The sequence below is a fragment of the Exiguobacterium sp. UBA5002 genome (assembly GCF_002396765.1).
Classification (GTDB): domain Bacteria; phylum Bacillota; class Bacilli; order Exiguobacteriales; family Exiguobacteriaceae; genus Exiguobacterium_A.
Genome location: NZ_DGYQ01000020.1, coordinates 37,560 through 52,253 on the forward strand (window position 1 = coordinate 37,560; position 14,694 = coordinate 52,253).

At 45.6% G+C, this 14,694-nt stretch carries 12 protein-coding genes; 3 read left to right on the plus strand and 9 right to left on the minus strand.

Features of this window, described 5'->3' with window-relative positions; all coding sequences use genetic code 11:
* Positions 1-15: 15 nt before the first annotated feature.
* The 4 genes from B4C70_RS04505 to gltB all read right to left on the minus strand — a co-directional run bounded on the left by B4C70_RS04505 (position 16) and on the right by gltB (position 8,407).
* The gene (locus B4C70_RS04505) at positions 16-2,028 is read right to left on the minus strand and encodes a BglG family transcription antiterminator (RefSeq protein ID WP_290777206.1); all 2,013 of its coding nucleotides are present in this window, start codon (positions 2,026-2,028) and stop codon (positions 16-18) included.
* A complete protein-coding gene (locus B4C70_RS04510) occupies positions 2,021-2,314 on the minus strand; it encodes a hypothetical protein (protein ID WP_050678288.1) in 294 nt (97 codons plus the stop codon). Before B4C70_RS04510 ends, B4C70_RS04505 begins: the two co-directional genes overlap by 8 nt.
* 157 nt (positions 2,315-2,471) lie before the next feature.
* Positions 2,472-3,938, minus strand: coding sequence for a glutamate synthase subunit beta (locus B4C70_RS04515; RefSeq protein WP_290777208.1), 1,467 nt, complete (start codon positions 3,936-3,938; stop codon positions 2,472-2,474).
* Positions 3,935-8,407 carry a glutamate synthase large subunit gene (gltB, locus tag B4C70_RS04520; RefSeq protein WP_290777210.1) on the minus strand — a complete coding sequence of 1,491 codons (4,473 nt, stop codon included), beginning with the start codon at positions 8,405-8,407 and terminating at the stop codon, positions 3,935-3,937. Before gltB ends, B4C70_RS04515 begins: the two co-directional genes overlap by 4 nt.
* Positions 8,408-8,700: 293 nt before the next feature.
* On the opposite strand from gltB, the gene B4C70_RS04525 reads away from it, so the two are divergent.
* Positions 8,701-9,543 (plus strand): transporter substrate-binding domain-containing protein, encoded by an 843-nt coding sequence (locus tag B4C70_RS04525; RefSeq protein WP_290777212.1) that lies wholly within the window; start codon positions 8,701-8,703, stop codon positions 9,541-9,543.
* Positions 9,544-9,545: 2 nt separating this feature from the next.
* Positions 9,546-10,223: an amino acid ABC transporter permease gene (locus B4C70_RS04530; protein WP_290777214.1), complete on the plus strand. Its 678-nt coding sequence runs from the start codon at positions 9,546-9,548 to the stop codon at positions 10,221-10,223.
* An 81-nt stretch (positions 10,224-10,304) separates the two neighbouring features.
* On the opposite strand, the gene B4C70_RS04535 is transcribed toward B4C70_RS04530, so the two are convergent.
* The 3 genes from B4C70_RS04535 to B4C70_RS04545 are packed head-to-tail and all read right to left on the minus strand — an operon-like array spanning position 10,305 to position 12,147.
* Entirely contained in the window at positions 10,305-11,123 is an 819-nt protein-coding gene (locus B4C70_RS04535; protein WP_290777216.1) for a putative bifunctional diguanylate cyclase/phosphodiesterase, read from the minus strand.
* The gene (locus B4C70_RS04540; RefSeq protein ID WP_290777218.1) at positions 11,066-11,479 is read right to left on the minus strand and encodes a GGDEF domain-containing protein; all 414 of its coding nucleotides are present in this window, start codon (positions 11,477-11,479) and stop codon (positions 11,066-11,068) included. Before B4C70_RS04540 ends, B4C70_RS04535 begins: the two co-directional genes overlap by 58 nt.
* Positions 11,476-12,147 carry a hypothetical protein gene (locus B4C70_RS04545; RefSeq protein ID WP_290777220.1) on the minus strand — a complete coding sequence of 224 codons (672 nt, stop codon included), beginning with the start codon at positions 12,145-12,147 and terminating at the stop codon, positions 11,476-11,478. Before B4C70_RS04545 ends, B4C70_RS04540 begins: the two co-directional genes overlap by 4 nt.
* A gap of 146 nt (positions 12,148-12,293) precedes the next feature.
* Here B4C70_RS04545 and B4C70_RS04550 point away from each other — a divergent pair, with 146 nt between their 5' ends.
* On the plus strand, positions 12,294-12,923 hold the full coding sequence (locus B4C70_RS04550; RefSeq protein WP_050678294.1) for an FMN-dependent NADH-azoreductase: 630 nt from the start codon (positions 12,294-12,296) through the stop codon (positions 12,921-12,923).
* Here the strand turns inward: B4C70_RS04550 and B4C70_RS04555 are convergent.
* Both B4C70_RS04555 and B4C70_RS04560 read right to left on the minus strand, forming a co-directional pair.
* Positions 12,920-13,795 carry a helix-turn-helix domain-containing protein gene (locus tag B4C70_RS04555; protein WP_290777223.1) on the minus strand — a complete coding sequence of 292 codons (876 nt, stop codon included), beginning with the start codon at positions 13,793-13,795 and terminating at the stop codon, positions 12,920-12,922. The two genes, B4C70_RS04550 and B4C70_RS04555, sit on opposite strands and share 4 nt — an antisense overlap.
* A gap of 28 nt (positions 13,796-13,823) precedes the next feature.
* Positions 13,824-14,690, minus strand: coding sequence for a helix-turn-helix domain-containing protein (locus B4C70_RS04560; protein WP_052018999.1), 867 nt, complete (start codon positions 14,688-14,690; stop codon positions 13,824-13,826).
* Positions 14,691-14,694 lie beyond the last annotated feature (4 nt).

Genomic DNA, 14,694 nt, shown 5'->3' on the forward strand with positions numbered 1-14,694 from the left:
GTGACAGGGATTTTTTCACGTGTGACCTAGGAATTGATCAATGACCGTTCGAAACGTTCGATTCAAAAGCAGACGAATCGTCTGTTCCTCCCCGAACTCGAATTGATCCATTTGTTCGGGACTCTCGATGATCGCAGCACTGATCGAACTGAGTAATTCAAGCAGTTCGTTCGAGGTCTCTTCCGGTGCGACCAAGACGAGGAGCCGTTCGACGGATTGTAACTGTTGATCCATTCCGAGCAAGTCGATCGGTTCAGGCAATTCAAAGATGAGGAATCCCCCTCGTTGAATCGTCGCATCACGTCCGTGAAACAGCGCAAGCCTCGTTCCCGGAATACCAAGACCTGACATCTCATGACGACGTAACAATTGTCCAGAGAGCGAAACAGCTGACTTCGCCAATCCTTGCTCGACCATGCGTGTACTGATCTCAAACAAGAGCGATTCAATCCCATCGCCCACCCGCTCTAACCGTTCCATTCGGAATCCGTCCGATACTTGAATGGACGATGCAACGAGCCGATGCAATTGCTCAAGATCGAGCCATTCCGTTTTCATCTTTCGCGGTGCCGGTTGAAAGGATTTAGGCAAGGCGAGAATTAATTTCCGAATCCGTTCGACCTCATCCTGAGGAAGCAACGGGTTGACGAGAAGATGTGGTGGACGAATGTCAGGCAACGGTACAGTCGACAATACAAAGTCGTACGAATCGATTGGTAACCGTTCGATGCCAAACAAGGACGAGTTATCGATGTGCTCGAGTTCAGCGAATTCTTGCCGTAACCGATTCATCAACAACTTCGAGGAACCGAGTCCAGCAGAGCAGACGACTAGAACACGATATGGGAGTTTTGGTGTCGGTTTGCTGAGAACGGCACCGAAGTGCATGACCCAAAAAGCTAAATCCACGTCTTCGAATGTAACATCGGTGAAGATCGACAGTGCTGCTTGTTTGACCGCATCAAACAAGCGCGGATATTCCCGTTCGATTTGTTTGATGACATAAGATGGATTGACACTATTTTGACGTGTGTACGATTGAATATGCGAAACGAGTCCGCGTTCTAGCGCATGATCCTTCGTGAAGTTCGTTCCATACATTAAGGAAACACGTTCAATCAATCGTTTCACACGAAGACGCGTGACGAGTTCTTCCGTATCTCCTGCGTCCGATTGAAAGAAAGCACGCAACTCTTCTGATAACCATTGGCGTTCGGCAATCGACAATGTGTCAGGTAGTCGCTCTTCGACACGTTCCACCCATTTGAGGATTTCGACCGGATACGCTTTTAACTCGTAACGCATCGGAAACTGATCTTTGCGCAACGCTTGTAAAGCTAAGCTGAGTGTCGCACGCATGATTTGTCGGTCATTGAGACGCCCTTCTTTCGTCAATGGCGCAATGACCGCGTACGCTTGATTGATCATCTCAAGCCAAGATGTTCGATTCAAGCGTAACAGATGAGGTAATTGCCCAGCGGCGCCTTGTAACAACCGATAGAAAGCGAGAACATCCCATTGCGTAAAAATCAATGAAATCTGTAAACGGCGTTTGTTGATTTCTTCACCGATGACTTCAGCACCAATACCTTTTTTGCGCTTGATTTCAAGGTCATATTGCAGAAACCACTCATCAATCCGCTCTAAATCCTGGCTGACCGTGCTCGGAGCCACATACATCGCATGGGCGATCGCCTGTAATTTGACCATCCCTTCTTCTTGTAGTAGCCGATACGCTAACTCGACTTGGCGATCTTCAGCGTTCGGTAATTGTTTATGTGACAACAATAATTGGTCCCGTAATACATGTTTGGCTTCGTCTGTTCCTTCAATTAAGAGACCTCTGCCGCGGACATATGTCAAACGCAAGTCATGATCTTCTAAAGATTGGGCAAGATGATCGCGTTCACGTTGAATCGTTCGTTCCGATGTCTCGAGCGTTTCCGCGATCTCTTGTATTTGAACAGGTTCTTCGCGTGATAAGAGGAAAAATAAGATATCATGTTCCCGTGGTGTAAATTCAGTCATGCAGCCTCACTCTTTTCTGCCAAGATTCGAGGATGACATCATATGCAGTCGGATCAAGAACCCGATCGACTGGATGCACAGAACAATGTGTTTTCCATACGTGTCGATGGACGAGTTGCGTTTCTCCGACGATAAAAGATGCCTGATCAGGTAGTTCTGCGATCCGACATGTCTTAACGTCTGTCGTAATACCGCATTCAAGTAAGCGCTTTCTTAAAATCGTAGCACCCATGACACTACTCGCCATTCCACTCTCGCATACGAAATAGATGATTTCTGAATTCATCTGTCATACCTCCTCTTCATTTTATAAGAATAGCAGAAATATTTTCGGTGTTTCATCTTGAAACAAAATCAATAGTTATTTTTGAACTGGCAGATATCTTTGCCAAACACAAAAAAGCCTGGATTTCTGATGATGCCAGAAATCCAGACCATGTGATTTAGCCTGTTTGTTGCATTGCTTTTAAATAGTGTCCGACGGCTTCCGCTACTTCACGACCTTCGCGAATCGCCCAGACGATCAATGATTGACCACGTCTTGCGTCACCTGCAGCAAATACAGCTGGCCGGTTCGTCGCATAACGCGTCGTCTTGATTTTCCCGCGTTCCGAAGCGACCGCTAAATGTTCGAGTACATTCTCTTCGACACCACTGAATCCAATGGCGATCCAGACTTGATCGACTGGGAAATAACGATCGCTCCCTTCGATTTCCTCAAAGATCACTGCACCCGATTCATTTTTTGTTTTCGTCGTCTGAATCGTCCAGACACCGGTGACTTGACCCGATTCACTTGTTGTGAATCGCTTGATGGCGATCAAGTATTCACGAGGATCCCGACCGAATTGTTGAAAAGCTTCTGCATACCCATAATCGATTGAGTAGAGTGACGGTGTATCCGGCCACATGTTTCCTGTCGCACGCGTCGTACCTGGTTGTTCATGTTTACCGAATTGGACGACGGAGCGACAGCGTTGACGGAGTGCTGTTGCCACACAGTCCGCTCCGGTGTCGCCTCCACCGATGACGAGAATATCTTTATCTTTCGCATCGTGATCAGGAGACAACGGTTCTTGCGAGAGCACGTGACGTGTCACTCCTGTCAAATAATCCATCGCATAACCGACTCCACGCGTTGGCGCTTCCGTTAATTTGCGCGGTTCCGTCGCGCCGACACATAAGATCACCGCGTCATACTCCGCTTCAAGTGTCTCGAGAGTGATATCTGCGCCGATCGTGACGTTCGTTCGGAAGTGAATCCCTTCCGCTTCAAGCAAATCAACACGGCGCTGTACGACCTCTTTATCGAGTTTCATGGCTGGTATACCGTACGTGAGTAATCCGCCAATCCGATCTTCCCGCTCAAAGACCGTCACTTGGTGACCGGCTTGATTCAGCTGATCGGCAGCCGCAAGACCGGCAGGACCAGATCCAACGATGGCAATCGAACGTGTCGATCGTATTGCTGGAATTCGGGGCACGACCCATCCTTTTTCAAAGCCGATGTCGATGATCGTCCGTTCGATATCTTTGATCGCGACCGCAGGTTCATGAATCGACAACGTACACGATCCTTCACATGGCGCTGGGCAGACACGACCCGTGAATTCTGGGAAATTGTTCGTCTCAAGAAGGCGATCGAGTGCCTCTTGAAAACGCCCTTCTTCTACGAGCAAGTTCCATTCTGGAATCAAGTTATAGACTGGACAACCAATCTTCACTTGATCAAATACTTCCCCTACATGGCAAAATGGGGTGCCACAATCCATACATCGACTTGCTTGTTGACTCGCTTCCGCTTCCGTCAAAGCCGTCTTATATTCCTTAAAGTCACCCACCCGTTCGCTTGGATGTCGTTCCGTCCCACCCAAACGAGCAACTGTCATGAATTGATCGCGTCGTTTCATCGTACCCCTCCTGTTCTGCGCCCTAGATGTGTCTCAAATGCGAGCAACATCGCTTCTTCGGTGTTGTGTCCTTGTTTTGCGAAATCAGCCATCAACGTCGTCACTTTCTCATACGTCGAAGGAATGACGCGGATGAACGAATGAATGACATGATCCCAGTTCGCTAGAATCGCATCGCCCTGCTCACTACCGGTCCGTGCAACGTGACGTTCGATGAACGTCTTCAGTCGCGCAATCTCTTCGACATGCATGACGGGTCCCGTCGTGACGAGTTCGCGGTTGATGCGCTGTAAAAATTGTTCAGGATTACGCGGTAAGACATAGGCGACACCACCTGACATACCGGCAGCAAAGTTTTTTCCGACATCGCCAAGGACGACGACGGATCCACCGGTCATATACTCGAGTCCATGATTACCGATTCCTTCGACGACAGCGACTGCTCCACTGTTTCGAACCGCAAATCGCTCACCTGCCTGACCGTTGACATAGAGTTCTCCACTCGTCGCCCCGTAAAGTGCGACGTTACCAATGATCGACTGATCGGACGAGACGAACGAAATCGAACGTGGAGGATGAACGGCGATGATACCTCCGGACAATCCTTTCCCGACGTAATCATTCGCTTCTCCCGTGACATCAAGCGTTACTCCGCGTGGTAAATACGCGCCTAAACTTTGTCCGGCAGATCCATTCAGTTCGAGTTTCAATCGATCCGTCGGCAGACCAAGTGCCCCAAACCGTCTTGTCAGCATGGCACCGGTCTGTGTTCCGATCGCACGGTCTGTATTTTGAATCGTTAAACGTAGTGTCTGAGGCTGACTGAAATCTGCCGCCTCCAAATACGGCGATATTTCACGAGCGTCAAAGGAACGCTCGACATGATGCTGTTGTTGTTCAGCCGGACCGTGTGTCACATGGACGAGGAGACGCGAAAAATCAAGACTCTTCGCTTTCCAATGCGTCCGTTGTCGCTCCGATGGTTCGAGTAAATCCGTACGCCCTACGAGATCTTGCAGCCGTCTTACACCGAGTTTCGCTAAATGTTCTCGTACTTCCTCAGCGATGAACGTCATGAAATGGACGACGTCATCGGCAGATCCCGTGAATTTCTTACGGAGCTCTGGATCTTGCGTCGCGACACCAACAGGACACGTATCGAGATGACAAGCACGCATCATGATACATCCGACGGCGATGAGCGGAGCTGTCGCAAACCCATACTCATTCGCTCCGAGCATCGCGGCGAGGATGACATCGCGACCAGTCAATAGCTTTCCGTCGGTTTCAAGGACGACACGTTCGCGCAACCCGTTTAATGTCAACGTTTGGTGCGTCTCAGCAAGACCAAGCTCCCATGGCAGTCCGGCATGTTGAATACTCGTCTTCGGCGAGGCACCCGTACCGCCGTCATGACCACTGATGACAATGACGTCCGCAAGCCCCTTCGCAACTCCAGCCGCGATCGTTCCAACGCCACCTTTTGCGACAAGTTTGACGCTAATCCGGGCTTGATCGTTGGCACGTTTTAAGTCATGAATTAACTGGGCCAAATCTTCAATCGAATAGATATCGTGATGTGGTGGTGGGGAAATCAATCCAACACCCGGTGTCGATGCACGCACCCGTGCGATCCACGGATAGACTTTTTCACCAGGCAATTGACCACCTTCTCCGGGCTTCGCACCTTGTGCCACCTTGATTTGTAATTCGTCCGCGTGAACGAGGTAATGACTTGTCACCCCAAAACGACCAGAGGCGATCTGCTTGATTCGACTCATCCGGAAGTCACCATTTTCATCCCGTTCGTATCGTTCCTCCTCTTCACCGCCTTCACCACTATTACTCTTTCCGCCTAGGCGGTTCATCGCGATCGCAAGCGTCTCGTGCGCTTCTTTTGATAACGAGCCGTATGACATCGCACCCGTCTTGAAGTATTTGACGATCTCGCTGACAGGCTCGACTTCTTCGATTGGGATCGCCGTCGTCTCCTTGAACGTCAACAGATGTCGTAGCACCGTTGCCGGTTCCTCCTGAATGCGTTGAGCGTACTTTTGATAGAGCCGGTAATCATTCGTACGGCATGCGTGTTGCAACAAATGAATCGTTGCTGGGTTAAAGGCATGATGTTCTCCTGCTTGACGGTACCGGAAGACACTGCCGGACTCTAAATGAATCCGTTCATCTGCAATCTGTTGTGCTCGTCGGACTTCTTCTTCCATCAGTTCAAGCGTCATCCCGCTCAATTGAGAGACCGTACCAGTGAAATGCTGGTCGATGACGGAGCGATCGATTCCGACTGCTTCAAAGATTTGCGCACCACGGTAGCTGAAGACCGTCGAAATGCCCATCTTCGACATGACTTTGACGACGCCTTCGGTGACTGCTTTTTGGTAACGTTTGTCTACATCCGTAAAACGATCCCCTACCGCTTCTTCAAGCGTCGCATATGCCAGGTACGGATAAATCGCATCCGCACCATATCCGAGCAACGTCGCGACATGGTGGACTTCACGAATCTCTCCCCCTTCAACGATCAAGCTGAGATTTGTACGTAATCCCTTGCGGATCAGCGCATGATGAATCGCACTCGTCACTAAGAGGATGGGCATCGGCAATGTGCCGGGGCGTACGAGACGATCCGATAATGTCAATAATTCATTCCCGTTTCGTGCAGCGGTCACAGCCTCATCAACGATCATGTCGAGCGCTTCTGCAAGCGAGTTGGTGAACGTCGTCGAAATCGTTTTTTGCTTAAGTCCACTTTGTTTAAGCGCATGGGCTTCGTCTGGTCGCAGAATCGGGGTCTCTAAGCGAACACGACGACAGTTCGCGCGGTTCGGCGTCAGCAGTTCCCCTTGTCGACCAAGCCATGTCAGCGTCGAGGTGACGATCTCTTCGCGTAACGCGTCAATTGGTGGATTCGTGACTTGTGCGAACAGTTGCTTGAAATATCGGAACAAGGATTGAGGGCGTTCACTTAAGACCGCTAGCGGCATATCCGTCCCCATCGCACCTAACGGATCCTTTTGTTCTTCGACGAGTGGAATCAAGTATTGATCGATATCTTCACGCGTATATCCAAAATGCCGTTGTTTCGTTCCAAGTTCAACGAGTGTTTCCTTGAAGTCGTTACTTGAAAGGGAAACGACTTCTTGCGCGAGCCACTCCGCGTAGGGATGACGTGTCGCTAGCTCCCGTTTGATCTCTTCGTCTGCGATCAACTGACCGGACGCAAAGTCGAGTAAAAGCAGTTCACCCGGTGCTAATCGTTTTTTGTACAGAATGTCTTGTTCACGAAGAGGGAGTACTCCTGCTTCTGACGACAACATGAAGTGACCATCGCGCAACAATACATATCGCGCTGGGCGTAAACCGTTTCGGTCAAGCGTCGCACCAATCTGTTTTCCGTTCGTGAAGACGATGGCAGACGGACCATCCCACGGTTCCATCATGCTACTGTGATACTCATAGTACGCGCGCTTCGCCGGTCTGATTTCGGCATGTTCGAACGGTTCCGGCACGAGCATCAGTGCTGTCTCAGCGAGAGAAAGACCTGACAGATGAAGAAACTCAAACGCATTATCAAGCATTGATGAGTCGCTACCTGTCTCATCCAATATCGGTAACACTTCCTCTGCCCGATTACCGTACGTCGTCTCAGCAAGTCGACGTTCTCGACCGCGCATTGCCCGAATGTTTCCTTGCAACGTATTGATTTCGCCATTGTGAATCAAATAACGGTTTGGATGGGCACGTTTCCAACTTGGGAACGTGTTCGTACTAAAACGTGAATGTACAATACCAAAGCCTGACTGATAGCGTTCGTCTCGTAAATCATCAAAGTACGCACGTAGTTGATCCGTCGTCACGAGTCCTTTATACACGATTGTTTCACTCGAGCTACTCAAGACGTATTGTTCAAGACCGAGTTGCTCCGATTCACGTTCAAATGCGCGACGAATTAAAAAGAGTGTTCGTTCAAATGTCAATCCTTCCATCGCCTTTGCACCAATGAAACATTGACGAATGACTGGCTCCGTGCGGCGGGCACCCGACCCAAGCACTTCGGACTGGACGGGTACGGTACGCCATCCTAAGACGTCTTGTCCTTCCGTCAAAATGATTGACTCTAACGTTCGTTCGAGTCGCATCCGTTCCCGTTCCTCACGTGGTAAGAACATCATGAAAACGCCATAATCCCCTTTTTTAGGAAAGGAAATGTGACGAACCGTTTCACGAAACAACCGATCTGGTAATTGCGTTAAAATACCCGCCCCGTCTCCGGTCTTCGCATCGCTTCCTTGTCCACCACGGTGTTCCATTTGACAAAGCATGGCCAATGCATGTTCAACGATTTCATGACTCGCTCGTCCTGTTTGATGTGCGTAAACCCCGATCCCGCACGCATCATGTTCCATACGAGGGTCGTATAATCCCTGCTGTTCAGGGTATTGATGAAATGTCATAGTAGCACTCTCCTTGCCTTCTTAATTTTCTGTATATTCAGTTAAATTATACTTTACACCCTTTTATGTTTACTCGCTACTATGCATAATCTTCATTTTATTTAACCTTCGAAGGTAGAATTACCATATATCAACATTGATAACGCTTACATAAACTTGGATATTCATTCAATATTTTTTTGGTTGAATTCTACACTTTGTGCGCGTATTACTTTGCCCGAACATATGATTCCGTGGTATTTTTAACTATGAAAAGAGTTATTGATCATGGAAATAAAGAGAGGAATAATACGATGAAAAAAACAATGCAATTTACGGGTCTCTTGATCGCAGGAAGCTCGATTTTATTAAGCGCATGTGGTCAGCAAGAGGAGAAGGCAACCGCATATGACAAGATTCAAAAAGAAGGAACGATTGTCGTCGCTACGGCTGGTACACTTTATCCGACATCTTATCATGAAGAGAAAAACAATAAGTTGACTGGATTTGACGTTGAAGTCGTCAAAGAAGTAGCAAACCGTCTTGATTTGAAAGTGAAATTCAAAGAGATGTCATTCGACGGTATGTTGACAAGTGTTAATACGGGTCAAGTTGATCTTGCCGCTAACGACATTACGATCACCGATGATCGTAAAGAAAAATTCGCGTTCTCAAAACCATATAAATATACGTATGGTACGGCAATCGTCCGTAAAAGTGATTTGTCAGGCATTAAGTCTTTAGAAGATCTAAAAGGAAAAAAAGCTGCCGGAGAAGCAACAACGACATATATGCAGATTGCTAAAAAATACGGTGCAAAAGAAGTCACTTACGATAATGCGACGAACGATCAATATCTACGAGATGTCTCAAATGGTCGCACAGACGTCATCTTGAATGATTATTACTTGCAAACACTCGCTGTCGATTTCTTCAAAGACTTCGATATCACGATTCATCCGGACATCGCCTATAATCCAAGTCAGGTTGGTTTAATCATGGATTTAGATAACAAGGAACTTCAATCCAACATTAACGAACAACTCGATAAAATGAAGGAAGATGGCACATTAAAGGAAATTTCGAAGCAATTCTATGCCGGAAAAGATGTCTCCCAAATGCCTGACGTCAAAACGACGATCGTCGATGTGAACTAACGATGTCTTCAATTGATTGGCGGTCCGTCTTCAATCCGGAATTGGCGGTCGAATCGTTTCCTTATATTTTGAGTGGACTGGGACAAACATTATGGATTTCCTTGCTCAGTATGGCCATTGGTCTCGGAATCGGGTTAATCCTTGCCCTTTGCCGTCTGTCTCACCTTCGACTTTTACGCATCGGAGCTAGCGCTTATATCTCGTTCATGCGTGGTGTTCCGATTCTCGTGTTGCTGTTCATGTTGTATTTCGGACTGCCGGTCATCAATATTCAACTTGACGCGTTAACAGCAGCCATCACCGGTTTTAGTTTGAACAGTGCTGCGTACATGGCGGAGATCATTCGCTCCTCTTTGTTATCGATTGATCGTGGTCAAGAAGAGGCGGCAGCGTCACTCGGTTTATCCAGGTATCGGACGTTTGTTGGTATTATTTTGCCACAATCGATCCGGATTGCCATCCCACCACTCTCAAACGTTTTGCTTGATCTGGTTAAAGCTTCATCGCTTGCTGCCATGATTACAGTTCCTGAGATTTTTCAAAAGGCAAAAATCGTCGGTGGGCGCGAATTCGATTATATGACTGTCTATTTTGTCGTTGCGTTCATTTACTGGGGAATCTGTTCTTGTATCGCAGTCATTCAAGAGGTTCTCGAACGTCGTTTTGCGCGGTATCTGTGATTCATTGATATACAGTTATACAAACAGGCGATGGACTATGTCCATCGCCTGTTTACTCTCTTTTTTTGATATACCATATCGTCAGCCTTCTCGATATATCGTCAAAAAGTGTTCTAATTGTCTTGGTTGTAACGGGCGATGGAAGAGATATCCTTGCAACGTATGACATCCCAATCGCTCGAGCAATGCCGCCTCTTCTTCTAATTCAATCCCTTCAGCTACGATTGTCATATCTAATCGCTTTCCTAACTGAATGATCGTCTCGATCATCGCTCGTTTCTTCTCTGAATGAATGGCTTCTTGAACGATTTCTTTTGGAACCTTCAATTGATCGAATGGTAACTCCACTAATGGTTGCATGGATGAGAAGCCCGTTCCGAAGTCATCGAGCGCAATCCGAATCCCATATAAATGGAGTGCATTTAATGTCTCGATGATTTGCTCAGTTCCTTCGATGAAGATGTGTTCTGTCATTTCGATTTCGAGTAATGATGGAGGAAAGCCTGACTGTTTTAAGATTGCTAATACACGCTCCGTAAAATCGGGTTGGCGCAGTTCCCACGGCGAGACATTCACGGAAATCGTTAAAGGTTCCTTCCCCTCTTCCAACCATGCTTTTCCTTGGAAACAGGCTTGACGCATGACCCAACCTCCGAGAGTCTCAATGAAACGTGTCCTTTCCGCAAGTGGAATGAACTCAATTGGCGGAACAAGACCATATTCCGGATGATTCCAACGAATCAATGCTTCGACTCCTGTAATTTGACGCGTTTTTGCATTGACTTGAGGTTGAAATAAAATAAAAAAGTCGCGATCCAACTCTGCATCGTATAAGTCGCGTGTTAACTGAAGCGCCCGTTTTCGTTCATTTTGTGTCGCCAAATCTGTAATCGCATACACGTATTTTTACGATTGGATTTAGCAGTGAACAAGGCAATCTCCGTATCATTGATGACATGGTCCGTCGTTTCGTCATTCATATAGGAAACACCAATACTTGCAGTGACGTTAATCTGTTTAAAGTCGATTTGTACACGTTCTGCTACACTCGATAAAATGTCGTCACAGAGCACTCGTGCATCATGATGATGAGGCACATGCAGTAAGAATGCACTTCCACTCGCTTTCGCAATCGTACAATCCGGAAAACGATTCATCAATCGCCGACCAATGATGTGTAATGAACGATCTCCGGTTCGGTAACCGAATGCATCATTTACTGTTTTGAAATCGTCCAGGTCCACAAGACAAATCATATCGCCATCTTGTTTTTCTTATCTACTTCAATGACAAACGAAGAGCGGTTTGGTAAACCTGTCACGGGATCCGTAAATGCTTGTTCCTGTAAACGGGCTAAGTAGTCAATATTTCGTTCAAGACGGGTAACATATTGATTATGGATCAGTAAACTAATGATCGTCGCAATCAAGATAAGTCCAATACGCGCGATGTGATCGGATACAAACATCGAAGTGTTTTCAAGTGATGGAGTTTGATACCAAATATAAAGAAGAGAAACCGTCGTGATGCTTGTTGCATACAGTAGCATCGTTCGGTTGATGACGACTAAGGACGCTAAAATGAAAAGAAGGGCACATGCCCAAACCGTCTGGACTCCCCGATCGATGAATGGATAATAAATATAAGGAATCAATAAAAAAATACTCGACATCATATGAGGTTTTAAACGATCTGACAACGAACTTTTACCGATGAAATATTGCACGATTCCAGCACTTGCAATGACAAGTGCACGTGTCCAATCCTCCCCGTTCAGACCAGAACGACTAAATACGTTGGCAACGATATATAAAACGGCACTACAACTCGTCAATACAAAAATGATCATCCCGAACAATTGATAATTTGCTCGAATCTCTCGATGATATTGCAGACTATTGGAAGAACGTCGCTGTGTATTCACCGCCATCCCCTCTTTCTAATTCCTGTCGTTTATTTTTCCTTATCAGAACCGAAATAAAACCTGAATTTTCTAAAAATAATAAAATATTGGGAAGTCATGATTTTAAGTAGAATGGGAATAGAGAGGTATAGAAAGGAGTAATGATTATGTCACATTTACTATTCATCGAAGCGAACGATAGCACACATCAAAAAAAAGGCATTAGCTCTGAATTGAACGATGCCTTTTTGAACGCGTATCGTGAAACACATCCGGATGATACAGTTACGGTTTTAAATTTATTTGAAGAACGTCTTCCCTTCTTCGATTTGAAACTGGCGAGCGCGGCAGGTCGCCTCTTTAAAGGCGAGGAATTAACTGGAGAGGATGCGACACATGCACAGCGACTTCAGGAGTATTTAAACGGATTCTTAGATGCCGATAAAGTTGTCTTTTCATTTCCGATGTGGAACTTAACGGTTCCGGCACCGCTTCACAATTACATGGATTATCTCGCCCAGGCTGGTCAAACGTTTCGTTATACAGCCGAAGGTTCGATCGGACTTGTTGAAGACAAACAAGTGCTGTTGATTCATTCACGCGGTGGTGATTACTCGACGAAAGAGAAAGCACCGAGTGAACACGCTGTTCGCTACATGCTCGATCTATTGGCATTTTTCGGCATTGAGGATGTATCGACTGTCATTCTCGAGGGACATCAGCAATATCCGGAACGTGCCTCTGAATTAATCGAACAAGCACTTCAAGAATGCCGACAATTCGGTCGTTCGTTCTAAGTTGGGAAGAGAACGTACTCTGCATGTTCTTCCAGAAGCAGTTTTTCATGAATTGGCATATCAAATACTCGAAAAATGGAATAGGCCATCGTAAAATCGCGTTGGATAGCTGAAAGATCGCCATTCAGTTGTTGAGTGAAATATCCTCGCTGATAATAAAAGTGACCTAAGAAATGACCATCTTCTATTTGAAGACTCTCTTGAATACCTTGTTCGGTGATTTTTAGACCGGCAAGGTATTTTTTTTGCCTAGAAAGTTGTTGTCCATAGTTATATAAAATCTTGATTCGAACCTTTTTCAATTCGATGGATGGATAATTCGATTGAATCAATGCCTGGAAGATACCCTCCGCTAAATCGAAGTCACCGTGTTCAACATACAAATTCGCTATCGCCATCTGAATTCTTATATACAGAATAGCTGATTCAAACCAAAGGTGTTCTTTATTGAGTAATCGTTCGAGCAATTGAATGGCTTTTAAGTAGTGAAGTTGACCACTTTTTTCCTGAACGATGACTTGATAATATGCTGCCAAATCACGAACTTCCTCAAAATCTACCGTTGAAAGAACATGTTCGATCATCTCTAAAGCATCAACGTATTGATTAGTACGCAATAGTTCTGCTAATTGCTCGTCATACGATTGAAAAACATCGCTTCGTAAATGATCTTGAAACAACATCGATAATGGTACTTTCAGCCGTTTTGCCACTTGTTGGAGTAAATCAATGGTAGGTGAATTTTTACCGTTTTCGACTTTACTAATTTCAGCTTGGCTACAGATGCCTTCACATAATTCTGCTTGTGTGATCTTTTTTTCTTTTCGAAGTCGCTTGATTTCATAGCCAATGGAGACGGGTAAATGATTCAAATTATACTCCTTTCTTTTACTTCCATGATTACATTTGAAAGTAGAGAAACTGGTTTTTTCCTTTTAATACTAGCGCGGCATGATTTTCATTACCAAAAGCAGTAAAAAGAGAATAGGCGTAAGTAAACGCGTCACGAATATCACGTTCTGCGTAACTCAATTCTTCATAGAAACATCCCTTTTGATAAAAGAAGTGTCCTAACATCGCTGTATCTTTTCGCTCAACGGATAAGGCGATTCCTTTTTCAGTAATCTCTAACCCTGTTACAAAATCATTTTGAAAATAGAGCTGTTGCGCATGATTATATAAAATTTTACATTGTAACTTTTTCAGCGTATCCGTCGAGTAATCATAGGTTAGTAATTCTTGATAAATTTTTCTCGCGTACGGATACTGACTGTTTAAATAATAATAGTTTGCAACAGACATCCGGATACGTAAATAAAGAACAGGGTACTCTGTTTCCATTTGTTGTTCATCCGATAACCGAAGCAACTGTGAGATACATGTTCGATAATCGATATCTTTTTTCCCTTCGCGAGCGACCCATTCAAAATAACGAATCAATAACTGAACGGAAGGAGGAAGACTAGTTGGTAAACATCTCATGAAATCAAGCATTTCATCATAACGACGTTGTCTAGAAAAGTCCGCTAGTTGTACCTCATAGCGCTGAAATAGTTTTACTTCATTTGAATCGATGAAAATCTGATCCATTGAAATATGTAACTTTTGAGACAAACGCTGAACAAGATCAATTGTTGGTATAGTTTTCCCATTTTCAATCTTACTTAATTCAGCTTGACTGCATACATCCTTCGCTAATTCTTTTTGTGTCAACTTCCTCTCGATCCGTAGTTGTTTGATCTGTTTACCAAATGATTCAATACGCAACGTT